Raw genomic sequence first — 25,648 nt, forward strand, 5'->3', positions numbered from 1 at the left:
CTTGCAACCAGTATCGCCGCGTCAGGGCATGCGTGCGCCGGAGGCCCAGCCGACCACCGCACCGAGGAGCATGCCGGCGGGCGCGCCGACGAGGCAGCCGTTGAAGCGCACCGGCGCCTTTTCGCGCTCGTCCACGTCGTCCCCGCTGGACATGATCACGGCACCGGCCACGCATCCCACCGCGGAACCGATCATCATCATCGAGACGAACGAGAGGCGAGGCCGCGCCTCCACCGCGTAATCCGCGGCGGACGGGCTGGCGGGCGCGGCCACGGCAAGGCGCGGATCGGTGGCGGCGGGGGAGCGCGGGGTGAACCACGTGGGGGTTTCGGCCAACTCCAGCGCACGGGGTCCATCCGCATCCTGCCCCGCCAGCGGAGCCGCCAGCGCGGCAACAGCGGCGAGCACGAGCATCATCCTCATGGTGAAAACCCGGGCGAGAGACGGTGGGGGAGAGCGGGAGCCGACGAACCAAGACTGCCCACGGCAGCCCGGTCTTCATTCCCGCGCGCGGCCGCCGGGCGAATGAATTCGCGTCTGGGAAAACGCGATGTCCGCCTGCGCGGACGGGTGTTTCGCGAAATCCGAGCAGTTGAAGCCCCGCGCAGTTTGCGGGGCTTTCCGCCCTTGTTGCGGCGAGTTTACTCGCTCCCGCCGACCCGGACGATCACCCCCTCGTCGCCCCGTAGTTCAATCGTCCCGCCGACGCGCGCGCCCTCCGCGCCGGCCAGCGTGCCCAGCGCCACCTCGCCCGCTCCATCGAACTCCAGCGTGGCAGGCTCGGCGCCCAGGTTCAGCGCGACCAGGAAGCGCGAATCGCCGTGCGTGCGCAGCCAGGCCAGCACGTCGCCCTCCGCGTCCACCGGCGCCCAGTCGCCGACGGAGAGCGCGGGCTCCCGCCGGCGCAGGGCCAGCAGCGCGCGGTGCAGCGCCAGCATGGAGCCGGGGTCCACCCGCTGCGCGGCGACGTTGACCACGCGGTAGTCGCCGGCCAGGGGAAGCCAGGGCTCGCCGGTGGTGAAGTCGGCGCCGGGCTCGGCACTCCACTGCATGGGCGTGCGCTCGGGGTCGCGCCCCAGGCCGCGGCCGGGAAGGTTCTTTTCCCACGGGTCCTGCACGCGGTCGGGCGGAATCTGCACGTCGTGCATCCCGATCTCGTCGCCGTAGTAGATGGTGGGCGTGCCGCGCAGGGTGAGCAGCAGCATGGCCGCCACCCGCGCCTGCGCCGGCCCCACGCGGCTGGCGATGCGGTGCCGGTCGTGGTTGCCCAGCACCCAGTTGGGCCACGCGCCCGGCGGAAGCAGCCGCTCGTAGCGGCGGATGGCGGCGTCCAGCGTCCGCGCGTTCCAGGGCAGCTTGATCAGCTGGAAGTTGTAGGGAAAGTGCACGCCACGGCCGTCCTCGCCGTAGTACGCCATCATCCGCTCGACCTCGTTGTAGATCTCGCCGATGAGCACCCGGTCGCCGTACCCCTCCACCACTTCGCGCATCCGCGCGATCAGCCGGTGCACCTCGGGCCGGTCGGCGGAATACTGGCGCAGCAGGGCGTCGTACGGATCGTCCACCCCCTCGCGGTAGGCGGGGTTGGGCGGGTTGTCGCGGAACTGCTCGTCCTTCATCACGACCTGGATGGCGTCCACCCGCACGCCGTCGGCGCCGCGCTCCAGCCAGAAGCGCAGCACGTCCAGCATCTCCACCTCGACCGCCGTGTTGCGCCAGTTGAGGTCCGGCTGCTCGCAAAGGAAGGTGTGCAGGTAGTACTGCTCCGTGGGCGCGTCCCACTGCCAGGCGCTGCCGCCGAACGCGCTGAGCCAGTTGTTGGGCGGGCCGCCGCCCGGCGCGGGGTCGCGCCAGACGTACCAGTCGCGCTTGAGGTTGTGGCGGGCGGCACGCGACTGGGTGAACCAGGGGTGGCGCCACGAGGTGTGGTTGGGGATGTAGTCCACGATCACGCGGATTCCGCGCGCGTGCCCCTCGGCCACGATGCGGTCGAAGTCCACCAGGCTTCCGTACGCCCGGTCCACCGCGCGGTGGTCGGTGACGTCGTAGCCGAAGTCGTCCATGGGCGAGGGGTAGAACGGGCTGATCCACACCGCGTCCACCCCCAGCCACTGCAGGTAGTCCAGCCGCCGGACGATGCCGCGCAGGTCGCCCACGCCGTCGCCGTCCGTGTCCTGGAACGAGCGGGGATAGACCTGGTAGATGACGCCGCGCTGCCACCACGCCGGCCCCGCCCCCGCCTCGCCCCCCTCCACCCTCCCCTGCGTCATCGGCGTACGTCCTCCGGCCCCGGGATCAGGGGTTCACGATGGTGACCTGGTTTCCGCTGGGCTGAAAGCGCATGCGGACGCGCACCTGCGCCCCCGCGGCGCCCGGCGGGGAAAAGCGCAGCTCGCGCGCAAGGGACAGCGACGCGTTCAGGAACTGGGCCTGCGTTTCGTCCGGCTGGCCCACGGGCGCGGCGGACTGCACCTGGCCCTCCGCGTTCAGCGTGACGTCCACCAGCACGTCGGCGGTGGTGCCGGCGTCCAGCAGGTACTGCGGGTACGCGCCGCGCATCCGCCGCGCCACCCGTTCCGCGTTCAGCAGCCGCACCGTGCCCGTCGGCGCGGGGGCGGCCTGCGGCACCGGCGGCGGCGCGGACCCCGGGCCCGGCGCCGGGATGGCGGCCACCCCGCCGGGAACCGACGCGGGGCAGGTGCACTGGGGCGCGCAGCCGCCGGCCGTGGCGGCCAGGGCCAGCGTGGCGACGATCGCGAAGGGAGTGCGGATCATGGGCGTGTCCGGGTCGCGGGCGAAGGAGGGGTGAAGAGACCGCCGCCCCACAAGGGAGCGGCGGCGCGCGCCTACGTCAACGTGCCGGCCAGCCGCGGCAGGACACGCTCCCCGAAAACGTCGATGAAGCGCGCCTGCTCGCCCCGGTGCACGCAGTGCAGGTTGATCTCCTCGAACCCCATCTCCACGTCCCCCGCCAGCCACTCCAGGTGCTGCTCCACGTCGGCGGAAACGCGCATCTTCCCCTTCACGTCCTCCTTGCTCACCCCCTCGCCCACGGCGTCGAACTGCGTGGGCAGGCGCAGGTCGGAGAGGACGGGGCTGGGAAGCTTGACCGTGCGCCACTGCTCCCACGCGCCGTGCAGCGCCTCCTCCTCCGTCCGCGCGAACGAAAGCTGTGCCTGCAGGTAGATGGGCTTCCCCTCCCCGCCGCCGCGGCGAAAGGCGTCGATCATCTTCTGCATGCTCTCGCGCGGGCCCACGACGGTGATCATCCCGTCGGCCCAGCCGCCCATCCACTCCGCCGTCTCGGGGCTCAGCGCCGCGCCCACGATCTTCGGCGGCACCTTGGGCAGGCTGTAGATCCTGGCCTCCTCGACGGTGATCAGCCCGCGGTGCGTCACCTTTTCGCCGGTCCACAGGGCGCGGATGATGTCGACGCCTTCGCGCAGGCGGGCGTTGCGCTCGTCCTTGGCGGGCCAGCGCTGGCCGGTGATCCCTTCGTTCAGCAGTTCGCCGCTCCCGGGCGCGATCCAGAAGCGGCCCGGGTACATCTCGGCCAGCGTGGCCGCGGCCTGCGCGATGATGGCCGGGCTGTACCGCCATCCGCCGGGGACGGTGACCACGCCGAAGGAGAGCGACGTGGCCTGCAGCGCCGACCCCAGCCAGCTCCACGCAAAGCCGCTGTGCCCCTGCTGCTCGCCCCAGGGATGAAAGTGGTCCGAGCACATCCCGCTGCCGAACCCGGCTTCCTCCGCCCGCTGCACCAGCCGCAGCAGCTCGCCCGGGGCGTACTGCTCGTGGCTGGCGTGATATCCGATGCGCGCCATCAGCGGCTGCTCGTCTTGCCGGTGATCGCCAGCACCTCGCCCGAGATGTAGCGCGCGTCGGCCGACGCCAGGTAGACGAAGCCGGCGGCGATCTCCACCGGCTGCGCGGCCCGCTTCCACATGCTGTCCTGGCCGAACTTCCTGACGTGCTCGTCCTCGAGCGTGGCGGGGATGAGGGGCGTCCACACCGGGCCGGGCGCCACCACGTTCACGCGGATCCCCTTGTCGGCGATGCTCTGCGCCAGCGCCTTGGTGAAGGTGTGGATGGCACCCTTGGTGGCGGAATAGTCGATGAGCCCGGGGTTCCCCTCCAGCGCGGTGACGGAGCCGGTGTTCAGGATGACGCCGCCGGCCTTCAGGTGCCGCAGCGCCGCCTGGGCCATGTAGATGTAGCCGAAGATGTTCGTGCGGAAGGTGCGGTCCAGCTGCTCCTCGGTCACGTCCTCCAGCTTCTCCTGCTCCATCTGGTAGGCAGCGTTGTTCACCAGGATGTCCAGCCGCCCGAACTCCTTCGCCGCCAGGTCCACGAAGTCGGTGCACGCCTGCTTTTCGCGCACGTCCAGCCGCTGGACGATGCACCGGCGCCCGGCGGCTTCCACCTGCCGCCGCGTCTCCTGCGCGTCCTCGTCCTCCTGTTCCGACAGGTAGCCGATGGCCACGTCGGCGCCTTCCCTGGCGAAGCAGATGGCCACCGCGCGCCCGATGCCGCTGTCCCCGCCGGTGATGACGGCGGCGAGGCCTTCCAGCTTGCCGCAGCCCGTGTAGCTGGTTTCGCCGTGGTCGGCGCCGGGCTTGAGGTCGTCGTCGGTGCCGGGGTACGGCTGGTCGGTCTGCTTGCCGGACGGGTCGGGCCCGGCCAGCGGGTTGCGGTCCAGCATATCGAAGATCCCTGCCTGCGGGTGGATGGATGCGAATTTTCGGAGCGCGGGGAGGTTGCAGGGGTTGTGCCGGGGGCGGTGCAGGGGGTGTGGGGGTGAACGGGTGATGGGGTGATGGGGTGATGGGGTGATGGGGTGATGGGGTGATGGGGTGATGGGGTGAACGGGTGAACGGGTGAACGGGGTCGGATGATGTGTGCCCCGCGCGGTCCCCGGGCGGGTTGGAGGGTTGTGTGCCCCGCGTGGTCCCCGGGCTAAAGCCCGGGGCTATAAATGCCATAAGCCCCGTCTCGGCTCGCTTGCGCTCACCGAACGGGGCTTCAACTACATGCGGACCGCAACGCTACCGCGCGAGGCCCGCCGTCACGAGCAGGTGAAGCCCCGCCGGGCGAGCTCCGCGAGCCCAGGGCGGGGCTTATGGCCGTTCTAGCCCCGGGTTTTAACCCGGGGTGGCCAAACCCGCGGGTTCCGTCAGACGGAGACCGTCTCCGCCTCCTCCATCGCCTCGGGGCGGCGCGAGGCGGGCGCGGTGCGCCTGGGGGCGCGCCACTGGCGAAAGCGCCGCCAGGTGAGCGCCAGGCCCGTCCACACCAGGAACGCGGCGCCCAGCGACACGATCCCCGCCAGCGTCTGGCCGGGAATGCCCAGCACCTCGCCGGTGTGCGCAAAACGCAGGATGCCGCGCAGCCGCCGCCCGGGCGACTGGCTGGGGAACGGCTCCCACTTCGACACCTCGCCCGTGGTGCGGTCCAGCGCCAGCGAGGCGCGCTTGTGCGGCTGCCCGCCGTCGCCCCGGTCGATGTTGAACGCGACCGGCTCGTCCGCCTTCTTGGGGAGCGTCAGCGTGATGCTGCGCCACCCCTGCACCTGCCGCTCCGCCCGCGCCGCCAGCACGCCGATGCCGTCCAGCGGCACGGCCTCGCCCGCATCGCCCCCGCCCCGCCCGCCGCGCTCTCCACCGGCACCGCGCTCCCCACCCGCGCCGCCAGGTCGCGACGCCGACGCGCCCCCCGGTCCCGCGGGTCCGCCGGCACCGCCCTGCGGAGGCGGCGGGGTGTCGCCGACGACGCGGTAGACCAGGTTGCCGGCCCAGGGATACGAGATGACCACGCCGGAAACGACGATGACGAACAGCGGCACGGCGGACCAGAAGCCGATGACGTTGTGCCAGTTGAAGTCGCGCGCCTTGGGAGAGAGGCCGCGCCGGAACCAGGTCACGTTCCGGAACGCATTCCGGGTCCAGTTGCGCGGAAACCAGAGGTAGAAGCCGCTGACCACCAGGAACAGGAACGCCAGGTTGGCGGCGCCGGTGATCATCTTGCCCAGCTCGCGACGCTCGCCCTCGCCGCCCACCCAGCGGTGCAGCGCGACGACCTTCTGGAAGAACGCGCGCACGCCCATGGAGCCCTCGCTGAGCACCTGGCCCGTGTACGCGCTCACGAACAGCGTCTTCTCGCGCCCGAACGCCACCTGCGCGGGCGCGTCCGCGTCCGCGAACCACTTGAGCGTGGTGGGCGTGCCGGGGTGCGTGGCCGCCACGCGCGACAGCAGCGCGTCCGGCGCCAGGCGCGCGGCGCCGGCCGCCGGCGGCCCGGCCTCCAGCCCGCGCAGGTCCGCCCAGGCCGTGATCTGCCGCTGGTAGGTCAGCAGCACGCCGGTCACCGACATCAGCAAAATCACCACGGCCGCGCTCACGGCGGTCACCAGGTGCGTCCAGAATACCAGCTTGCGAAACAGCTTCACGACCAGGTCCGCCGTTCAGGAGGGGTGCCTTCGCCACGACGAACGCCCACGCGGCGGACCGGCGGGCGGCGTCAGGAGCAGAGTAGATGAAAACCGTTCTCAACTAATACCGGAGTGCCGGGACGGCGTCAAGAGCGTGTGAGAACGATTTTCACCTTTGCGGATGCTCCGCGATCCGATCCATCGAGCCGCCGAACGGACGTTCGCCCTTGCCCCTGTATCGTGTATACGGCATTATGCCGCCGACCTTTCCAGCGGCACCCGCGCAGCGCACTCCCCGAGCCGTCGATCCCTGCTCTCGTGAATGCTAAAAAACCTGAACGCCGGGGTGCCGCAAATCGTTCGCAACGCTTTCGGGAGAAGCACATGAAGCGTGCGTTGTGCGCCCTGGCGCTGGGGGCGGCGACCGCCGCCTGCTCGCAGGGGCAGGCGCGGCCCGCCGGCTCACCCGCGCCCCAGGGCCAGAGCGGGGCGCAGCGGGCGGCGGACCCGTTCCCGTCCACCTACCGGCCGCTCCCCTCGGCCCCCACGCTCATCCGCGGGGGCACGGTGATGACGGCCGCGGGGCAGGTGATCCCCAACGGCCAGGTGCTGATGGTGGACGGCCGCATCGCCGCCGTCGGCCAGACGGTGGACGCGCCGGCCAACGCGGTGGTGGTCGACGCCACCGGCCGGTGGGTCACGCCGGGCGTCATCGACACCCACTCGCACCTGGGCGTGTACGCCAGCCCCGGCGTGCAGGCGCACGAGGACGGCAACGAGGCCACCAGCCCCAACACCGCCGAGGTGTGGGCCGAGCACTCGGTGTGGCCGCAGGACCCCGGCTTCATCCGGGCGCTGGAGGGCGGCGTGACGTCCATGCAGATCCTGCCCGGCAGCGCCAACCTGTTCGGCGGCCGCAGCGTGACGCTGAAGAACGTGCCCGCGCGCACCATGCAGCAGATGAAGTTTCCCGGCGCGCCGTACGGGCTCAAGATGGCGTGCGGCGAAAACCCCAAGCGCGTGTACGGCGAGCGCGGCGGCCCCAGCACCCGCATGGGCAACGTGGCTGGCTTTCGCAACGCCTGGATCCGCGCCGCCGACTACCGCCGCCGGATGGACGCGGCCGGCGGCAACGGCGCGGGCCAGGGCGGCAGCGCGGGGGGCGGAGCCAGCGCGCCCACGCGCGACCTGGAGCTCGAGACGCTGGCGGGGGTGCTGCGCGGCGAGATCCTGATCCACAACCACTGCTACCGCGCCGACGAGATGGCCAACATGATCGACATCTCGCGCGAGTTCGGCTTCCGCATCCGCTCCTTTCACCACGGGGTCGAGGCGTACAAGGTGCGCGACCTGATGGCCCGCGACAGCATCAGCGGCAGCCTGTGGGCCGACTGGTGGGGCTTCAAGATGGAGGCGCTGGACTTTACCCGCGCCAACGTGGCCATGGTGCACCAGGCCGGCGCCCGCGCCATCGTCCACTCCGACGACCCCACGGGGATCCAGAAGCTGAACCAGGAGGCCGCCAAGGCCCTCCAGGCCGGCCGCGAGGCGGGAATCGAGGTCAGCGAGAACGACGCGCTGCGCTGGATCACCGCCAACGCGGCGTGGGCGCTGGGCATCCACGAGCAGGTGGGGACGCTGGAGACGGGCAAGCAGGCCGACGTGGTGATCTGGTCGCACAACCCCTTCAGCGTCTACGCGCGCGCCGACCGCGTGTACATCGACGGCGCGCTGATCTTCGACCGCTTCGACCCGTCGCGGCAGCCGCGCACCGACTTCGAGGTGGGACTTTTCCCGGCGGAGGCCTCGAATGACTAACCGGTTCCTTTCGGCCGCGCTGGCGGCCGCGGCGCTGGCGGCCGCCCCGGCGGCGGCGCAGACCATCGCCATCACGGGCGGCACGGTGCACCCCGTTTCGGGGCCCGCCATCCCCAACGGCACCGTCATCATCACCAACGGCCGCATCACCGCCGTGGGCGCGGGGATCGCCGTTCCCGCGGGCGCGCGGCGCATCGACGCCACGGGAAAGATCGTCACGCCGGGGCTCATCGAGTCGTCCACCAACATGGCGCTCATCGAGGTGGAGTCGGTGGGCACCACCAACGACTTCCGCTTCCAGGACAACGAGGACCAGGTGGCGGCGGCCTTCAACGTGGCCGACGGCATCAACCCCCGGTCGATGGTGATCCCGGTGACCCGCATCGCCGGGGTGACCACGGTGGTCAGCCGTCCGGCGGGCGGGCTGATCGCGGGCCAGGGGCTGGCCTTCGACCTGGTGGGCGACAACATCGCCGAGATGCAGATCCGCTCGCCCATCGCCATGTTCGGCTCGGTGAGCGAGAACGCGCACCAGGCGGGGGGCGGCACGCGCGGCGGGGTGTTCATGCGGCTGCGCGAGGTGCTGGAGGACGCGCGGGCGTGGAACCGCAACCCGCAGGGGTACGAGCGCGGCGAGACGCGCGAGTTCTCGGTGAGCCGGCTGGACCTTGCGGCGCTGCAGCCGGTGCTGCGCGGCGAGATGCCGCTGGTGGTGGAGGCGCACCGGGCCAGCGACATCCAGACGGTGCTGCGCCTGGCCCAGGAGTACGACCTCAAGGTGATCATCACGGGCGGCACCGAGGGGTGGATGGTGGCCGACGACCTGGCGCGGGCGCGGGTGCCGGTGCTGGTGAAGGTGCTGCGCAACCTGCCCGAGAGCTTCGAGTCGCTGGGCGCGCGCTACGACAACGCGGCGCTGCTGCGGCGGGCGGGGGTGCAGGTGGCCATCACCACCGGCGAGACGTACAGGGCGTTCAACATTCGCCAGGAGGCCGGCAACGCGGTGGCCTACGGCCTTCCGTACGAGGAGGCGCTGCGGGCCATCACCCTGTACCCGGCGCAGATCTACGGGATGGCCGACCGCTACGGCACGCTGGAGGTGGGGAAGGTGGCGAACGTCGTGGTGTGGAGCGGCGACCCGCTGGAGCTGCTGACGAACGTGGAGCACGTGTTCATCCGCGGCCAGGAGGTGCCGCTGGTGAGCCGCGAGACCCTGCTGCGCGACCGCTACATGAACCTTGACGAGAACGTGCGGACGTACCCCGCGCCGAGGCCGTAGGACAGTGCGTGAGTGCGTGAGTGCGTGAGTGCGGAAGTGCGTGAGTCGCGCCGCTCTCACGCCGGGCCGGATGATCGCGGCGAACCGCCCCCGCGGACCGATGGGTCCGCGGGGGCGGCTTGCGTTCGGCAGTCAGAATCCGCCGCAGCAAGCACGGAATCAGGCTGATACCACCCCTATCCAGCCAGCTCGCGGACCTACTTCCCGCCAGCACTTCCGGTTGGTTCCCGTCGCTGTTATGCTCTGTTCACTGTGAGCGCCTTCGGGATCAGACTGGATGGGGCAGATGGGTGAGGTGGAACTGTGGCGACAAGCTCTGCTGGTGCGAGAGGCCCGGCAGGGGTGATGCGCTCGAGCTATGCAGGCGCGCGTACCCGGCACGCGGCGGCGCGCGCGGAAGCCTATGCGTTCGCACGCATGGATGCCATCGAGGAAGGAGTCTGCGGACCGGATCTCCGCTTCGGCGACATCGATGCGCTCGCGCTGCAGACGTGGACGCACACGTGGACCGGTGTTCATCCATCGGGCGCTGGAAAATGGAACTGGGAGGCGCGGGTGGATCAACTCCCGCGCCGCCCGGCAGTCCTTCCCATGGCGATCTGGCACGGTCAGGACCTTTGCGGGCTTGCCGTGGGACAGGCATCCAGGAAACGCGCGACGGGTGTGCGCCACACGGTTACCCTTACGTTCGTGGAACGGCGCCCGGAGCCCCCGGACGTGCCGCTGCGGGAAAGATCATCTACCTGGCGATCACCGCCGCGCGAGCATACGGGATCACGCTGGGCGCGCGGCGTCTGCGGCTGCGGAACCCGGACCGGAACCTGCTCTGGTACTATCAGCTTCTCGGCTTCGAGGTTGTATGGAAGGGCGACGAAGCCATATATTGTGAACAGGAGATATGACCCATGAAGACAGTGCCCATGCCCTTCGACGCGCCCACCCCCTCGATCCGCCATACGGGCGGGTTTGCCGCGCGCGTGGTGGAGTGGCTCGTGGATGACGCCCCTTCGCGCGAAGAGGCCCGGCGCCGGCTCCGGAGCAAGCCGGGGTTCTTTTCCACGCTCAGCCCCGAGGCCCGTGCCGCGGTGCTGAGCTACGACGGACCCGAAAGCCTGGGCCGTCCCGAATCCAGGCGCTGACCACTGGCACCTGCTACGGTGCGCCTCCGCGGCAGCGGCCGTGGGGACGTCTTGCGTTTGCGCGGATCCCGCCGCCGAAGCCGTGAGCCGCCCCTCCCGCGGATGATGGGAAGGTGCAGCGTACCTGAATGCGTGAGTAGCCTGCCGATCGATCACGCTCCTGTCGGAAGAATCGCCCCCGTGGACCGATGAGTCCGCGGGGGCGGTTTGCGTCCAGCAGCCAGAATCCGCCGCAGCAGGCACGGAATCAGGGGTGATTCGCGCCTATCCAGCCAGCTCGCGGACCTACTTCCCGCCAGCACTTCCCGCTGATTCCATTCGCTGTTATGCTCCGTTCATTGCGATCACCTTCATGCGTGGGGAGGTGTGGGTGGAGACGGCGGACGAGGCGGATGGTGGAGAGGCGGACGCAGTCTGGCGGCCGGTGCTGCAAGGGCGCTACGCCCGTGCTCGGACCCGCCACGCGGTTGAACGGGAAGAAGCGTATGAGTTCGCGCGGGAGCGTGCGCTCGCCAAGGGGATCTGCGGACCCGAACTGCGCATCACGGACATCGATGATCACACGCTGGACGTGTGGGATCGCACGTGGGTGGGCACGCACCTCTCCGGTGCCGGCAAGTGGGATTGGCGAGCGTTGACAGCACGGCTCCCGCATCGTGCAGCGGTGCTTCCGGTCGCCGTCTGGTACGGAGATGATCTCTGCGGACTGGCGCTTGGGTACGCCTCACGTCGCCGTGCAAACGGATCTCGGCATACGATCACGCTTATCCATGTGGAGCGAAGACCCGAGCCGCCGCCCGTTGCGTTGCGTGGCCACGTAGTCTGGACCGTGACGGGAGTTGCGCTGGGATACGGCTTGGCGATGGGGGCACGGCGGCTACGCTTGCGCAATCCAGACCGCAACCTGCTGGATTACTACGAGTCGCTAGGATTCACGGCCGTATGGGACGGCGGGATCCCTGTGTATTGTGAACGGGAGGTGTAAACCATGAAGCTCTCAGATTCGGCTGTCGCGCCATCGGCTCCGCACGCCATCGTGTCTCGCGGGGGCGTTCTCGCGTGGATTCGTCACGCGCTTCAGCCGGAAGCGCCCAGCCGCGAAGAGATCCGGCGCCGCGTGCGCAGCAAGCCTGGAATCTTCGACTCCCTCAGCCCGGAGGCACTGGAATACCTTCGGGACTACGACGGACCCGAAAACTCGGGGCCTCCGCTCACGTGGCCGGAGCACCGGAAGCTCGCTTAACGCCTGTCGGACAAGTGAATCGCCCCCGCGGACGGATATGTCTGCGGGGGCTTTCTCCTGCCCCGAACGTTGATGAGCACTCGCCGAAGGCTGGCACCCTCCTCCGCACTTCCGCACTTCCGCACTTCCGCACTCCCGCACTCCCGCACTCCCGCACTTCAAAACCGCGTCTCGATCCCCTTCATCACCCGGTACGTGTCGCGGGCAATCAGCAGCTCCTCGTCGGTGGGGATCACCCACACGGCGGGGTGCGCGCCCTCGGGGCTGATGCGGGCCTCCACGCCGTTGCAGGCGTGGTTCGCGCTGGCGTCCAGGCGAATGCCGGCCCACTCCAGCCCCTCGCAGATCATCGCCCGCACCGCCGGCGCGTTCTCGCCGATGCCGCCCGCGAAGCAGATGGCGTCGGCCCCGCCCATCGCCGCCAGGTAGGAGCCGATGTACTTGCGCACCCGGTAGCAGAAGATCTCGATGGCCAGCCACGCGCGCCGGTCGTCGTGCTCCTCGGCCTCGGCCAGCAGCTCGCGCATGTCGTTGGTCAGGCCGCTGATCCCCAGCAGCCCCGACTGCTTGTTCAGCAGCGTCTCCACCCCCGCCGGCGACAGCCCTTCCTTTTCGGCGATGTAGTCCAGCAGCGCCGGGTCCAGGTCGCCCGAGCGCGTGCCCATCACCAGCCCCTCCAGCGGGGTGAAGCCCATGGAGGTGTCGATGGACTCGCCGCCCACGATGGCGCACGCCGAGCAGCCGTTGCCCAGGTGCAGCGTGATGATGCGCTCCTGCTCGCGCGCGGTGCCGGTGATCTGGCGCCAGCGGTAGCTCACGTACCGGTGCGAGGTGCCGTGAAAGCCGTAGCGGCGCACCCGGTGCCGGCGGTACAGCGAGTAGGGGATGGCGTACAGGAAGGCGCGCTCCGGCAGCGTGTGGTGGAACGCCGTGTCGAAGACGGCCACCTGCGGCACCGCCGGCCCCAGCACCGCCCTGACCGCCTGCACGCCCTTCAGGTTGGCCGGGTTGTGCAGCGGCGCCAGGTCGATGGTTTCTTCGATGCCGCGCATCACCTCGTTGTCGATGGCCACCGAGCGCACGAAGTGCTCTCCCCCGTGCACCACCCGGTGCCCCGCCGCGCCGATCTCCGCCAGCGAGTGGATCTCCACGTCCGAGTCGTCGCTGACGATCCACGCCAGCAGGTACTCCACCGCCGCCCGGTGGTCCTTGAGCGATGCCGAGCCCTTGACCGCCGGCGCGTCCCCCGCGCGAAAGCTCCACACCGCCTCCCCGCCAATGCGCTCGATCTGCCCCCGCGCCAGCCGCCGGTCGGTGTTGTTTTCGAAGCGGCTCTCGTCCGTGTCGATGAGCTGAAACTTGAGTGACGAGCTGCCGACGTTCAGGACCAGGATGTTCATGGGATCAGCCGGATGCGAAAAGCGGGCGGTAGTCTCCGAGCCCGGAGACTACCGCCCGATCCTGCTTCACGCCAGACGTTGCGTCAGGGACGCGGGCCGGTTCCGCCGTTGGTCGTTCCGCGCTTTTAGGGTGCCTGGTAGCGGTCCTCGGTGACATGGAACTTGACCCCGAGCTGCGCGAGCAGACTGCCGTCGTTGCTGGACTGGTAATCGCGGCCAAAGGTCGCGGTCAGCCACAGGTCCGGCCGCAGGCGGTATTCCAGAATTCCTGCGATTCGGTACAGGGTCTCAGTATCTCCCTCTCCCTCTCCCTCCTCCTCCAGCGGCATCCGGAGGATGCCCTCTACGGACGCGGTGTACGCCGGACCCGAGAGCATGAAGCGCCCTCCCGCGTCAAACGTGGTCGACACCGAGTCACCGCCGCGATTGCTCAGTAGCCGGGCCACGACCATGGGCGTGAAGCTCGATTCCTCGCCCACCTGCGTGCCTTCATAGCTCAGGGTTGACCAGAGACCAAGATTGTGAACGTGCCCAGCCTTCCACACGTCGTTGGCGAACCCCCACGATGCTCCTCCGGCTACCCCCCAGAACAGCCCCGCGCGCTGCGGGGTGGCCTCCTGCAGCTGCTCCAACGGGTTATTCACCTCCCATTGCTTGAAAACGGAATCCTGTTGCGCGGCCAAGCGCGCGGCGAGCGTCTTGGCAGACACCTCCGCCGTGAGCAGCCGTACCAGCTCGGTGTTGCCAGCCTGCGCCGCCTCGGCGATCCTGCGGCCGTATTCCGCCTCGATGGCCGCGAGTTGCGATGCCACCAGCACGCTTTCCAGGCTGTCGCGCGCCGCCAAGTACTTCTCGATCTCTTGGAACCGCGCTTGGGCTGCGGATGACATGCGGCCGGAGAGCAGGTATGCCGAGGCGCCGAATCCGACCCCTGACATCGGCGCCTCTTCGTTCCCCAGTTCGGCGGTGGCCAGTGAGAGCGTCAGCGTTCGCTGAAACGACGTGGCTGGGGACCGGTCGATGTCGTCCCGCCATCCCAAGGTGGGACGTGAAAAGAGCCAGTACGGGGAGATCTCGGCCGCGTAGTTCTCCGGAAGAGTGGAGAACGTTTCCGTCTGGTTGACCAGCGAGAACGCCACATCCGAGGGTGTCTGCGGCCGCTCGACGGAGGCGGGTGCCACACCCAGGAGGATGAAGGCAGGTGCCGACGAGGGCTTGAGCGAATTCAGTTCGGGTAGCTCATCCTCTGTCTCCTGCGCCGCCGCAGGCGGTGCGAGGACGGCGAACGTCAGACAGAGCGCGGCGCCCACGCACAGGGCGCGGCGAACGATCATGAGAATCGGCATGATGGCGTCGGAAGGCGTGGAGATCGGCGGCTCCGTCTTAGACGAAGACGAAGTTGATGGAGTACTCGGCGATCGCGCCCTGATCCGGCACGGTCAGCTCGTAGTAGTACTCCTTCGGCGCGAGGCCGCCGGTGAGCCGGTAGGTGACGCAGGTGTGGTTGGTATCGGTGCGCTCGTCCTTGACGCTGGCCTTGCAGAACAGGATGGAACCCACGAGGGAGGCGCCGTCCTTGTCATACGAGCGGCCGCCGAGTGGAACGCTCCGCACGTCACCCTGCCAAGTCGTGGTGGTGCTGCCCGGCTGAGCGTCGCCGTACGTGACCTGGAGGTTCACGCTCGTGGCATCGCCTACCTTATAGATCTGGGTGTCGCTGACCATCGCTCCGCTCCGGCTGGGAGTGTTGGTGTGTGCTGAACCGAAGGGGAAGAGCGCAGACACAGCTCGGGAACCCGCCCGGATCATACGCGGAAGAAGGTGGAGCTACTTGGAAGAGCACGTGCTCCACTGTGGCTCGCACCAGCGGTCCACGCACGTTGGATGGGCAGGTTTTTGGAATTTCCCACGGGGACGCGGGAGGCGAGATTTCGACGAAGTCGCGCTCACCCCAACATTCAGAATGGGGGTGAGGGGGTAGACTTTCAAGGAGTGGTTGGGACGAGCCTCTATCCCGGCATCATGCAGGTAAGGCGCGAGAGGGTGGCGGGGTCTTCCTTCTTGCCGCCTTCGCTGCTCAGGTACAGGATGCCGTCGCCGCCGAACTCCACGGCCTCGCCCTGCTTTTCGTTCAGCGGCTTCAGGTCGTGGGTGAGCGGCTGGCCCAGGCGTCCGGCGGCCAGGTCGCCGGCGCGGTAAAAGGCCAGCGCGTCCAGCGTCCGCAGCACGATCCACCGCCCGTCCGGCGAAGCGGCGGCGCCGGTGATGCGCTCGCGGCGGGGCACCTGGCCCGGCCGCAGCTCGGCGACCTGCTCCAGCGTGGCGGGCGTGCCGGGGCGGGCCGTGCGCGGCAGGCGGTAGATGGCCACGTGCCCCGTCTCGCCCTTGGTGACCACGTGCACGCCGCCGTCGGGGAGGACGAACATGGCCTCCGCGTCGTGGGCGCCGTCCGGGTACTCGGCGGCCAAAGCCTCGGCGGGGCGGCTTTGCGCGTCGCCCGCGGCGGGCTCGGGGACGCGGTAGATGACGATGCCGGGGCGCGCCGCCTGGTTGTCGCCGATGTCGGCCACGTACAGGCAGCGCCCGCCGCCGGGGCAGGGGCCCGCGGCCACGTCCTCCCAGTCGGTCACCGTGGCGCCGGCAATGCGCACCCGCCCGCGCGGCGTGCCGTCCGTCCCCACCAGGTGCAGCACCGGGTCGCCGGAATCGTTGTGCGTCCACAGCGCGTCGCCGCCGGCGCCGAGCGCCAGACCGCTGGACTCGTGCACGGTGGCCGGCAGCGCCACGCCCGACGCATCGGTGCGGCAGGCGAACGCGGGCGCCACCGCGCCGGAATCGGCGGTGACAACGGAGACGGCGGGCACGGCGGCGGCCGCCACGGGGGCGGAGGCCTTTTCCGTCCCCCCGCCGCGCCGCCGCCCGCCCTTGTCGCCGTCCCGGTCCTGCGGCACGATGACGGTCGCCAGCCCGCCGATCAGGGCGGTCATCGCCATGAGCACCAGCCCGGACCGCATCAACGGAATCTCCTGCACCCATCCTCCCGGCGTAATGGAAAATCGCGCGGCGGCAGGGATGCACCGCACGTGCCGTGCGTCATCCAGCGAGCACCACCTGCCCCCCCGCCACCACGTACACCCGGTCGCCCGGCACCACCGGCACGTCCGCCGTTCCCGTGAACTCGCCAAAGGCCGGAAGAATGCCCACGCGCGGCCCCAGGTGAAAGCACGACAGCCGCTGCCGCTGCCGCCCGGCGCCCCGCAGGGTGACGGAGGGGTGCACGTGGCCGGCCAGCACGTAGCACGCGGGCGCCGGCTGCGGGTGGTGCGCGTACGCGAACGGCTGCGACTCCAGCGGCCCGTCCACGCAGGTGATGTCCAGCTCGTCGGGCGGGTCGCCGGCGTGCGCGTCGTGGTTGCCGCGCACCAGCGTCAGCGCAAGGTGCGGGTGCGCGCGCCGCCAGTCCAGCAGTGCGTCCAGCGTCCTGGCCGCGCGCCCGGCTTTCGCGTGCAGAAAGTCGCCCAGGAACACGATGGACTCCGCGCCCGTGCGCTCCGTGGCGCGGGCCAGGCGCACCAGCGTCTCCGTCGTCGTCCCCCCCGGCACGGGCAGGCCGTGCGCGCGGAACGCCGCCGCCTTGCCAAAGTGCGGGTCCGCCACCAGCAGCGCCCGGTGCGACGGGCGGTACGCCGCGCGCTCGGGCAGCAGCACCAGCCGCTCGCCGCACAGCTCGATCTCCAGGTCTCCGTCCAGGCTTGCCGCACTCGTCAAAAGATCAGGTCTCACACAGAGTTAGCAGAGTAAACAGAGTTTGTTCCAACGCGTGGCGGCAACATAGCCTGCCGCCGGGCACGGGAAAACTCTGCTGGTCCTGTTGACTCTGTGTGAGGCCGGTCTTTTTGTTGTTACTTGCCCGTCTCCGCGTACTTCTCCAGCGCCACCTGCATCCGCCGCACGCGGTCCGCCATCGACTCGCTGCTCACGGCCTCGCGGGTGCGGTCGACGAGAAGCGGAAAGGCCAGCGGGGGCGTGCGCCTGGGGTCGGTGAGCGCCACGCGGCCGGCGGCCAGGCGCTCCAGCGTGCGGCCCAGGCGGCTGCTTTCCAGCTGCCGCTCCAGCACCTCGCGGTGCGCCTGGGTAACCAGCAGGTTGCCGGGGTCGTAGCGGGTAAACACGTCGAAGAACAGGCCGCTGCTGGCTTGCAGCTGCCGCGCGGACTTTCCCGCGTACGGGTAGCCCTGAAACACCAGCCCCGCCACGCGCGCGATCTCGCGGAACTGCCGCCGCGCCATCTCGGTGGCGTTCAGCGACGCGGGGACGTCGTCCAGCAGGTTGTGCGGCGCCAGCAGCCCGGCCTTCAGCGCTTCCTCGATCGGCGGGGGATCGGGGGAAAGCAGCTCGAAGCCGTAGTCGTTCATCGAAAAGGTGAAGCTGATGGGCTTCAGGCGCGAGATGCGGTACGCGAACAGCGCCGCCAGCCCCTCGTGCACCAGCCGGCCCTCGAAGGGAAAAAAGAAGAGGTGGTGCCCCTCGCGCGTCTTTACCCGCTCGATCAGCAGCTCGTCCGCGGCGGGAATGCGCGACCAGCGGGCCTGGATCTCCAGGATGGGGCGGATGGCCTCCATCTCGGGGTCGCGCCAGAGGCCGCGCGACGCCTCTTCCAGCCGCCCGCGCAGCGACGCCGCCAGCTCGGTGCTCAGCGGCATCCGCGCCCCCATCCACCGGGGGATGGCGCCCTTTGAATTCTTCGCGCGGCGCACCCACGCCACCATGTCGCGCACGCGGGCAAACTCCAGCGGCTTGCCGGCAAAGATGAACTTGTCGCCCGGGTTCAGCCGCGCGATGAAGCTTTCCTCCACCGACCCCAGCGTTCCCCCGCCGATGTACTTTACCGTCACCGACGCGTCGCTGACGATGGTGCCGATGGACATGCGGTGCCGCCGCGCGATCTGCTTGTCGCCCACGTTGAAGGTGCCGTCCTCGCTTACCACCACCCGCTGGAACTCGGGATAGGCGCTCAGCGCGTCGCCGCCGCGCGTGACGAAGTCCAGCACCCACTGCCACTCGTCGTCCAGCAGCTCCGCGTAGGCGCGCGTCGTCCGCACCTCGGCCTTGAGCTCGTCCGGCTGAAAGCCGCCGCCCAGCGCGATGGTCACCACGTGCTGCGCCAGCAGGTCCAGCGGGCGTTCCACGGGGAGGCGGCTTTCCACCGCGTTGGCGCGCATCCCGTCGCGCGCGGCGGCCACCTCGATCAGCTCCAGCACGTTGGTGGGCACGCAGGTCACGCGGCTTACCGCGCCCGGGCGGTGTCCGCTGCGCCCCGCGCGCTGCAGCAGCCGCGCGACCCCCTTGGGGCTGCCGATCTGCAGCACGCGATCGACCGGCGAGAAGTCGACGCCCAGGTCCAGGCTGGAGGTGGCCACCACGCAGCGCAGCACGCCGGAGCGCAGTCCATTCTCAACCCACTCTCGCCGGGCGCGGTCCAGCGAGCCGTGGTGCAGGGCGATCTGCCCTGCCCAGTCCGGCCGCGCCTCCAGCAGCGCCTGGTACCAGATCTCCGTTTGTGAACGGGTGTTCGTAAACACGATGGCGGTTTCGCCCTCTTCCACCGCCTCCACCACCTGCGGCAGCATCTGCGTGCCCAGGTGCCCCGCCCAGGGAAAGCGCTGGATGGTGGGCGGGATGAGGGCATCCACCACCACCTCCTTGGGGACGTGGCCCTGGACCGAGCGGCCCGTCGGGCGGTCGGGCGCCGTGCCCAGCAGCGCGTCCAGCGCGTCCTGCAGGTTGCCGATGGTGGCCGACAGCCCCCACGTGCGCAGCCCCGGCCGCCACGCGCGCATCCGCGCCAGCGCCAGCTCCGTCAGCACGCCGCGCTTGCTTCCCATCAGCTCGTGCCACTCGTCGATCACCACCGCCTGCAGGTCGGCGAACAGCCCGCGGGCGTCGTCGCGCGACAGCAGCAGCGCCAGGCTCTCGGGCGTGGTGACCAGCGCCGTGGGCAGCCGCTTGCGCTGGCGGGCGCGGGTGGCGGCGGAGGTGTCGCCGGTGCGCGACTCCAGCGTCCAGGGAAGCTCCAGGTCCGTCAGCGGCGCGCGCAGGGCCTCCTCGGTGTCCGCCGCCAGCGCGCGCAGGGGGGTGATCCACAGCACCCGCAGCGGCGGCGCCTTGGCGTTGGAGGGGGATTCCGGGTGTTCGGCGAGCCACTCCAGCACCGCGCCCAGCCACGCGGCGTAGGTCTTCCCCGTTCCCGTGGCGGCGTGGATCAGCCCGCTCTCGCCGGCCAGGTACGCGCGCCACACCTCGCGCTGAAAGCCGAACGGCTCCCACCCGCGCGCGGCGAACCACGCCTCGGCGGGGGCAAGCGGATCGGCGGCGGGGGGCGCGGCGGTGCGGGGCATCCGGATCGGTGGAGGGTGCTGGTCGTCAGGCGTCGTGCGCGTTCACGACGGGCACCTTTCGCACTCTCCGGGCCGCGGCGGGAAAGCATCATGCGGAGGGCGCGGGCGGAAAAGAGAGAGGACGCGGATGATGGCTCATCCACGTCCTCTCTTTCGTTCCCGGGCGATGTGTCCGGGCCGGCCGATCGTGATCAGCCGCGGGCCGTCAGCGGACCGGGGCGTCGCGGTTGAACACGATGGTGATGGAGCCCGAGGCGGGCTTTACCGGAATGCGGAACAGCGCCTGTCCCCGCGACAGCGAGGGGACGAAGAAGAGCACCGGGCCTCCCTGGCCGGTGGGCCACTGCGGGCCCGTCTGCGCCCGGGGCTGCACGTACACCGCGGAGTCGGCATCCACCGTGGGCGCGGGGAACTCGGCGGTAAAGCCGCCCGGCACGCGGCCGTGCGCGCCCATGGAGGGAATGAACTCGCTGTCGCTGGTCCACGGGATGTTGCGGACGCGGACGAAGTAGTTCAACCCCAGCATCTCGTCGTGCGCCAGCGCCGGGTTGGAGAACACGAAGGTGTACGTGGCCGTGGTCCCCGCCCGCAGGGTGTCGGGCCCCGACATGGTGAGCGACAGGGGGAGCACGTTCACCGCCGCCTGGTTGGCCTGGTCGGCCAGGATGGTGACGTCGTGCGTCACGCCCGCGGCAAAGCCCTCGCGGCCGATGCCGACGGAGTTGAAGCGGTAGGCCACCACGCCCACCGAGTACCCGGTGCCCGCCGGCAGCGAAAAGTTCACCTGCGACTGCGTTCCGGGTGCTGGGATGGCGACCGCCTTGAGCGCGTTGACGTTGTTCGTGGTGTTCCAGATGCGCACCAGGGCGCTGTCGGCCAGCGCGGGGATCTGGCTGTTGGCCGCGCGCACCAGGGTCATGGTGAAGTCGCCGGTGCCGCCGGGCTCGGTGGGAGGCGTTCCGGGCCCGTCGCCGCCGCACGCGGCGCTCAGGACGAGCAGCGCAAACGCGGCCGCACGCGTGGAGGTGAGTCGCATCAGGATTTTTCGGGAAAGCGGTGGGGAGGCCGGCTGGGCCGGCGTATACGAAAGGCGCCCCGCGCCAGGCTGAATGCCAATGCGGGGCGCCAAACCTATATCAAACAAACATTTGAGTCAACCGCCGGGCCTCGCCGTCTCCCACACCATCGCATCGGCTACGGCTGGGCCGGACGCGAGAGTCCGCCCGCTCCGGAGGGTTTTGTCGGACCCCCGCGGAAATACTGTCATTCTGAGGGAGCGCCTACCCCGTGCTACCGGAAAACCGCGGAGCCAGTGGCGCGACCGAAGAATCTCCCTCCCCTCGCGCGGAACCCCGTCCCGGGCATCGCCCGGAAAGCTCGCATTGCCGACAGGCCTGCCGCCCGGCAGGCAGGTTCTTCGGCGGCCGCCACACGCACGGCAGCGTCACCGCGGCCGGATTCGGCGCGAGGGGCCGCGCGTTCCCGACAAAAATTCTTCGGTCGGCGCAGAGGCTGCTGGGCGCTTCGGACGGATCCGGGCGGCGCCTTCCTCAGAATGACAGCGATCTTCCGTCGGCCTACTTGCGCGGGCCCACCAGCCAGCGGGCCTGCGCGGTGGCCACCACGTCGCCGGCGGCGTCGCGGATGGCGGTTTCGACGGTGATCTCGCGCTCGTCGTTGCTGTCCAGCACGGGCGCGGTGGCCTCGGCGGTCAGGGTGCCGCGGGCCTTCTTGGTGTAGTCGATGGACAGGCCCTTGAGGATGGAGCGCGCGTCCGCCCGCATGGCGAAGTTCAGCGCCAGGCCCGTGGAAAGCTCGGCCATGTTCATCAGCGCGATCGCGTGGATGCTTCGCAGGTGGTTGCGCACCCGCCGCCGGTCCCGCAGCGTCACGCGGGCGTAGCCGGGCCGCAGCTCCTCGATCCGCGCGCCGATGGAGCCGGAGTACGGCACCAGGCGCCCCAGCAGCAGGCTGAAGATCGCCTTGCCGCCCGGGCGGACGCTCCACTTTTCCCACTCCCGCCGGATCACTGCTTCGGGGCTGCTCGCCATCGGTGCGTCTCGCTGCCGTGGATTGGAGATCGGAATCCCGCCACCGCCGATATAAACCGCCGACCGTGCCCGCGTCCAGTGCGGCGGCGGCGCGCGTGGGACGCGCCGGACGGCACGCCGGTGCCAGGCGAGGCGGACAGCCTCTTCGTAGGCTCCTTACCTCGGCGCTGTCGCTGCAGATCTGGTTCTGATCCGGATTCCGGGAAAGAACTGCTTTCTCAGGCTCAGCGTGTGTTCAAGAATCCGACGCTGCACCTCCAGGCAGATCCACCAGCGCTGTCATTCCGAGGCCCGGCCACGCCGTAGCCTGCCTTCACACCAGAGGTTGCAGGGCCGAGGAATCCCCTGTCGGATTGCTGGAGGGCAGACGCGGTAGCCGTGCCTGCTTCGCGGCTACGACACGGGCGGACAGGGCCAGTGCCGGAGCGGTGCAGCGGGGCACCAGCGGCAGACAGTAGATTTCTCAGTCGGCGCCCAGGATTTCGTGCGAGCCGATGGTGCGGTGTGGCGCCTCCTTCGAAATGACATACGGGGCACGAGCGCAGGGGATTCCTGGACACACTCTCAGCGTGCCCATTCTGTCGCCGAGCCGGTGCGATTCCGGTCGCCGGCGGCTCCATCCACGGCATGTCCGTGCCCCGCAATACGGAATGGCGCGCCTTGCGATGCACGCGTGCGGGCGGGCCATCCACGGCCTGCCCGCACGAGGTTCTTGCCATCCCGCCGCAATGGGTGCAATATACGCCCCGTTAACCCGGCGCACTTCGTCATTCCCACATCCAACCCCGTACGGGCACCCGCGTAGCACCGGGTACCCGCCGCAAAGAACCATTCCGCGGACGGTGCCATGATCGCATTCCCCATGCACTACGCCCGGCTGGGCGCGCTCGCGCTTCTGCTTGCGCTGCCCGGCTGCACCATCGCCATCGGCGCGCCGCCGGAGGGCGCCCCGGGTGCGCAGGGGCGCCGCGAGCGCCCGCGCGACCAGATCGTCATCCGCGCCAACCCGCGGGCGGACGAGGCGGAGGTGACGATGGAGCCGGGCGAGCCGGCGCCGGGCGCGTCGCTGCTGATTCCCGTGCGCGGCGTTCGCCCCGACCAGCTGCGCGACAGCTACGCCGACGCGCGCAGCGGCGGGCGGGTGCACAACGCCATCGACATCATGGCGCCGGGGGGCACGCCCGTGCTGGCCGCGGCGGACGGCACCATCCACCGGCTGCGGACGGGCGGGATGGGGGGGGTGACCATCTACCAGATCGGCGAGGACGGGCGGACGCTGTACTACTACGCCCACCTGCAGCGCTACGCCGCCGGCATGCGCGACGGCCTGCCCGTGCGCCGCGGCCAGGTGATCGCCTACGTGGGCGACACGGGCAACGCGGGCCAGGGCAACTATCACCTGCACTTTTCCGTCGGCCGGCTTCCCGATCCGCAGCGCTACTGGGACAGCGAGAACGTGAACCCGTATCCCCTGCTGGCGGGCGAGTACGCGCGCCGCACCGCCCTTACGCGAGACCGCTGATGCGCATCCGCCAACTCCGCCGCGCCGGCCTGGCGGCCGTGCTGCTGCTGTCCGCCTGCGCCGCGCCCGCCGCCGGCCCCGCGCCCGCGGGGAACGCGCAGCAGGAGATCACGGAGGTGCTGGTTCGCTCTACCGAGGGGTGGAACCGGCGCGACCTGGACGCCTTCATGGTGCCGTACGCGGCCGACGCCACCTACGTGGGCGCCGACGGGCTGGTGCGCGGCAAGGAGGCCATCCAGCGGGACTACGCCGGCAGCTGGTTCGCGCCCGGCCGCGACCCGGGGCAGCTGCGCTTCGTCGACATCGAGGTGCGCATGCTGGGCCGCGACCACGCGCTGGCCCTGGGCCGCTTCGTCGTGGAGGCCCCCGGGCGCGAGACCGCCACCGGCCCGTTCTCGCTGACCATGCGGCGCACGCCGGACGGGTGGCGCATCGTCCACGACCACTCCGGCTGATCCCGGGCGGACGCGGATCTCACGCGAGAAGGCGCGGCGGAACAGAGAGGACGTGGATGAGCGCTTCATCCACGTCCTCTCTTCCGTTCTCCCCCTTCGAAACGGAGATCTGCCTCATGACCGAACCCGGAAGACAACGACTTCATGGGTACAGAGGAACAGAGTCAGACAGAGGAACCACGATGATGTTTCCAATTCGCTTTCTCTGTCTGACCCTGTTCCTCTGTACGATGATTCTTTTTCAGGATCGGGGATCACGCAGCGGCCCGGCAACGCGGAGGGGAACGGAAGCGCGGTTCTCTCGGCGCCTCTGCGTCTCTGCATGAGGCTTGTCGTCGCGAAGACGGATGGACGGGGAGGAGTGCGCGGATCGTGAAAAATCCAGAGTAGCTGCTGAATTTGAGGCAGCAGCAGGGTTGGATTGTACGCGGCCCTGCGCTACCTTCCCCGTTCGGACGACGTTTCGGACACGGACGGACAGGAGACGATGGCCGCACACCCCACCGCGATTCCCCCCCAGCCGCTCACGCCCTTTCAGCGCGTGCTGTCGCCCTTTGCGCGGTTCGCGCGCGCGGAGTCGTCGGGCGGCATCGTGCTCATCGCCGCCGCGCTGGTCGCCATCATGTGGGCCAACTCGCCCTGGGCGGAGTCGTACCACCACCTGTGGGAAACGCAGGTCACCCTCGGCGCCGGGCAGTACGCGCTCTCGTACCCGCTGCACTACTGGATCAACGACGGCCTGATGGCCGTGTTCTTCTTTCTGGTCGGGCTCGAGATCAAGCGCGAGTTCCTGGTGGGCGAGCTGGCCTCCGTGCGCCGCGCCGCGCTGCCGATCGCCGCGGCGCTGGGGGGGATGATCGTCCCCGCGCTCATCTACGCGGCGCTGAACGCGGGCGGCGCGGGCGAGGCGGGGTGGGGGATCCCCATGGCCACCGACATCGCCTTTGCGCTGGGCGTGCTGGCGCTGCTGGGGCCCCGCATTCCCCTGTCGCTCAAGGTGTTCCTGGCCGCGCTGGCCATCGTGGACGACCTGGGCGCGGTGCTGGTGATCGCCGTGTTCTACACGGACCAGATCTCGTGGAGCGCGCTGGGGGTGGGGATGACGGTGCTGGCGGCGCTGGTGGTGGCGGCGCGGCTGGAGGCGCGCGCGCCGCTGGTGTACGTGACGCTGGGGCTGGTGCTGTGGGTGGCGTTCCTCAAGAGCGGCGTGCACGCCACCGTGGCCGGCGTGCTGCTGGCGCTGACCATTCCGGCGCGCACCCGCATCGACACCGGCGAGTTCCTGGAGCGCGGCCGGCGCATCCTGGACTACTTCGACGCGTCGGGGAGGGAAGGGACGGACGTGCTCACCAACCGCGACCAGCAGGCGGCCATCCAGGAGATGGAGAACGCGTGCGAGGCCGCGCAGGCGCCGCTGCAGCGCATCGAGCACGAGCTGCACTACCCGGTGGCGTTCTTCATCATCCCCCTCTTTGCCCTGGCCAACGCGGGGGTGCACCTGGGCGGCAACCTGGGCGAGGCGGTCACCAACCCGGTGGCGCTGGGCATCTTCCTGGGGCTGGTGGTGGGCAAGCCGGTGGGCATTACCCTGTTCGCGTGGCTGGCGGTAAAGATGAACCTGGCGGCGCTGCCGGCGGGGACCACCTGGCGCTCCATCCGCGGGGTAAGCCTGCTGGGCGGCATCGGCTTCACCATGTCGCTGTTCATCGCGGGACTGGCGTTCCCGGGCGCGCCGGTGCTCAACGAGGACGCCAAGATCGGCATCTTCGCGGCGTCGCTGGTGGCGGGGATCGTGGGATACCTGGTGCTGCGGGGCGCGCGGCCGGTGGACGAGACGGCGCGCACCGCGGTGGAGGGGTGAAACGCGGCGGAGCCCGCCGAATCAGGAAGATCCAGCGGGCTCCGTCGTCGCATGA

At 70.1% G+C, this 25,648-nt stretch carries 21 protein-coding genes; 7 read left to right on the forward strand and 14 right to left on the reverse strand.

Features of this window, described 5'->3' with window-relative positions; translation table 11 throughout:
* Nucleotides 1–21: 21 nt before the first annotated feature.
* The 6 genes from VGC13_RS20540 to VGC13_RS20565 all read right to left on the reverse strand — a co-directional run bounded on the left by VGC13_RS20540 (nucleotide 22) and on the right by VGC13_RS20565 (nucleotide 6,445).
* Nucleotides 22–423, reverse strand: a complete 402-nt coding sequence (locus VGC13_RS20540) for a hypothetical protein (RefSeq protein WP_331127156.1) — start codon at nucleotides 421–423, stop codon at nucleotides 22–24.
* A gap of 218 nt (nucleotides 424–641) precedes the next feature.
* The gene (locus VGC13_RS20545) at nucleotides 642–2,270 is read right to left on the reverse strand and encodes an alpha-amylase family glycosyl hydrolase (RefSeq protein WP_331127157.1); all 1,629 of its coding nucleotides are present in this window, start codon (nucleotides 2,268–2,270) and stop codon (nucleotides 642–644) included.
* Between the two features lie 25 nt (nucleotides 2,271–2,295).
* The gene (locus tag VGC13_RS20550) at nucleotides 2,296–2,775 is read right to left on the reverse strand and encodes a hypothetical protein (RefSeq protein ID WP_331127158.1); all 480 of its coding nucleotides are present in this window, start codon (nucleotides 2,773–2,775) and stop codon (nucleotides 2,296–2,298) included.
* 71 nt (nucleotides 2,776–2,846) lie between these two features.
* On the reverse strand, nucleotides 2,847–3,824 hold the full coding sequence (locus VGC13_RS20555; RefSeq protein ID WP_331127159.1) for a TIGR03885 family FMN-dependent LLM class oxidoreductase: 978 nt from the start codon (nucleotides 3,822–3,824) through the stop codon (nucleotides 2,847–2,849).
* Nucleotides 3,824–4,702, reverse strand: a complete 879-nt coding sequence (locus VGC13_RS20560; protein ID WP_331127160.1) for an SDR family oxidoreductase — start codon at nucleotides 4,700–4,702, stop codon at nucleotides 3,824–3,826. The genes VGC13_RS20555 and VGC13_RS20560 overlap by 1 nt, the downstream gene beginning before the upstream one ends.
* A gap of 471 nt (nucleotides 4,703–5,173) precedes the next feature.
* Nucleotides 5,174–6,445: a PepSY-associated TM helix domain-containing protein gene (locus tag VGC13_RS20565; protein WP_331127161.1), complete on the reverse strand. Its 1,272-nt coding sequence runs from the start codon at nucleotides 6,443–6,445 to the stop codon at nucleotides 5,174–5,176.
* A gap of 366 nt (nucleotides 6,446–6,811) precedes the next feature.
* Here VGC13_RS20565 and VGC13_RS20570 point away from each other — a divergent pair, with 366 nt between their 5' ends.
* The 4 genes from VGC13_RS20570 (at nucleotide 6,812) to VGC13_RS20585 (ending at nucleotide 11,648) form a co-directional block, all read left to right on the forward strand.
* Nucleotides 6,812–8,245 (forward strand): amidohydrolase, encoded by a 1,434-nt coding sequence (locus VGC13_RS20570; protein ID WP_331127162.1) that lies wholly within the window; start codon nucleotides 6,812–6,814, stop codon nucleotides 8,243–8,245.
* Entirely contained in the window at nucleotides 8,238–9,524 is a 1,287-nt protein-coding gene (locus VGC13_RS20575) for an amidohydrolase family protein (protein ID WP_331127163.1), read from the forward strand. Before VGC13_RS20570 ends, VGC13_RS20575 begins: the two co-directional genes overlap by 8 nt.
* 905 nt (nucleotides 9,525–10,429) lie before the next feature.
* Nucleotides 10,430–10,663, forward strand: a complete 234-nt coding sequence (locus tag VGC13_RS20580) for a hypothetical protein (RefSeq protein ID WP_331127164.1) — start codon at nucleotides 10,430–10,432, stop codon at nucleotides 10,661–10,663.
* A gap of 253 nt (nucleotides 10,664–10,916) precedes the next feature.
* On the forward strand, nucleotides 10,917–11,648 hold the full coding sequence (locus VGC13_RS20585) for a hypothetical protein (protein ID WP_331127165.1): 732 nt from the start codon (nucleotides 10,917–10,919) through the stop codon (nucleotides 11,646–11,648).
* 416 nt (nucleotides 11,649–12,064) lie between these two features.
* Here the strand turns inward: VGC13_RS20585 and VGC13_RS20590 are convergent, their stop codons facing one another.
* The 8 genes from VGC13_RS20590 to VGC13_RS20625 form a co-directional block, all read right to left on the reverse strand.
* A complete protein-coding gene (locus tag VGC13_RS20590; protein ID WP_331127166.1) occupies nucleotides 12,065–13,306 on the reverse strand; it encodes an acetate kinase in 1,242 nt (413 codons plus the stop codon).
* A gap of 125 nt (nucleotides 13,307–13,431) precedes the next feature.
* A complete protein-coding gene (locus tag VGC13_RS20595; protein WP_331127167.1) occupies nucleotides 13,432–14,652 on the reverse strand; it encodes a hypothetical protein in 1,221 nt (406 codons plus the stop codon).
* 37 nt (nucleotides 14,653–14,689) lie between these two features.
* A complete protein-coding gene (locus VGC13_RS20600; RefSeq protein WP_331127168.1) occupies nucleotides 14,690–15,031 on the reverse strand; it encodes a hypothetical protein in 342 nt (113 codons plus the stop codon).
* A 284-nt stretch (nucleotides 15,032–15,315) separates the two neighbouring features.
* Nucleotides 15,316–16,320: a hypothetical protein gene (locus tag VGC13_RS20605; RefSeq protein WP_331127169.1), complete on the reverse strand. Its 1,005-nt coding sequence runs from the start codon at nucleotides 16,318–16,320 to the stop codon at nucleotides 15,316–15,318.
* A gap of 79 nt (nucleotides 16,321–16,399) precedes the next feature.
* A complete protein-coding gene (gene pdeM / locus VGC13_RS20610; RefSeq protein ID WP_331127170.1) occupies nucleotides 16,400–17,074 on the reverse strand; it encodes a ligase-associated DNA damage response endonuclease PdeM in 675 nt (224 codons plus the stop codon).
* Nucleotides 17,075–17,208: 134 nt separating this feature from the next.
* Nucleotides 17,209–19,704 (reverse strand): ligase-associated DNA damage response DEXH box helicase, encoded by a 2,496-nt coding sequence (locus tag VGC13_RS20615; RefSeq protein WP_331127171.1) that lies wholly within the window; start codon nucleotides 19,702–19,704, stop codon nucleotides 17,209–17,211.
* A gap of 205 nt (nucleotides 19,705–19,909) precedes the next feature.
* The gene (locus VGC13_RS20620; RefSeq protein ID WP_331127172.1) at nucleotides 19,910–20,740 is read right to left on the reverse strand and encodes a hypothetical protein; all 831 of its coding nucleotides are present in this window, start codon (nucleotides 20,738–20,740) and stop codon (nucleotides 19,910–19,912) included.
* 541 nt (nucleotides 20,741–21,281) lie between these two features.
* On the reverse strand, nucleotides 21,282–21,755 hold the full coding sequence (locus VGC13_RS20625; RefSeq protein WP_331127173.1) for a hotdog fold domain-containing protein: 474 nt from the start codon (nucleotides 21,753–21,755) through the stop codon (nucleotides 21,282–21,284).
* Nucleotides 21,756–22,602: 847 nt separating this feature from the next.
* Here VGC13_RS20625 and VGC13_RS20630 point away from each other — a divergent pair.
* From VGC13_RS20630 to nhaA, 3 genes are all read left to right on the forward strand, one after another.
* Complete coding sequence (locus VGC13_RS20630) at nucleotides 22,603–23,277, forward strand: M23 family metallopeptidase (RefSeq protein ID WP_331127174.1); 675 nt, start codon at nucleotides 22,603–22,605, stop codon at nucleotides 23,275–23,277.
* A complete protein-coding gene (locus tag VGC13_RS20635) occupies nucleotides 23,277–23,732 on the forward strand; it encodes an SgcJ/EcaC family oxidoreductase (protein ID WP_331127175.1) in 456 nt (151 codons plus the stop codon). The genes VGC13_RS20630 and VGC13_RS20635 overlap by 1 nt, the downstream gene beginning before the upstream one ends.
* A 487-nt stretch (nucleotides 23,733–24,219) precedes the next feature.
* Complete coding sequence (nhaA, locus tag VGC13_RS20640) at nucleotides 24,220–25,593, forward strand: Na+/H+ antiporter NhaA (RefSeq protein WP_331127176.1); 1,374 nt, start codon at nucleotides 24,220–24,222, stop codon at nucleotides 25,591–25,593.
* Nucleotides 25,594–25,648 lie beyond the last annotated feature (55 nt).

It is taken from the genome of Longimicrobium sp., from assembly GCF_036399255.1.
Classification (GTDB): Bacteria; Gemmatimonadota; Gemmatimonadetes; order Longimicrobiales; family Longimicrobiaceae; genus Longimicrobium.